The 224-nt window shown below is 53.6% G+C and carries 2 tRNA genes; both read left to right on the top strand.

The annotated features are described in order from the left end of the window. Positions 1–77: transfer RNA gene (locus tag HU748_RS26225), tRNA-Arg, on the top strand. Between the two features lie 72 nt (positions 78–149). Continuing rightward, positions 150–223 (top strand) — tRNA-Arg (locus HU748_RS26220). Position 224 lies beyond the last annotated feature (1 nt).

Here is a 224-nt window from a genome sequence, read left to right as displayed (position 1 = left end):
GGACTCATAGCTCAGCTGGATAGAGTACTCGGCTACGAACCGAGCGGTCGGAGGTTCGAATCCTCCTGAGTCCGCCATACAATGAGGCGGTTTTCTTTGGAAGACGCATCATTTCACCAGTGGTAATCTGGTCTAAAACTACCATCGACGGACTCATAGCTCAGCTGGATAGAGTACTCGGCTACGAACCGAGCGGTCGGAGGTTCGAATCCTCCTGAGTCCGC

The organism is Pseudomonas sp. RW3S2, assembly GCF_014268955.1.
Taxonomy (GTDB): domain Bacteria; phylum Pseudomonadota; class Gammaproteobacteria; order Pseudomonadales; family Pseudomonadaceae; genus Aquipseudomonas; species Aquipseudomonas wayambapalatensis.
This window is presented reverse-complemented; position numbering and strand designations above follow the sequence as displayed.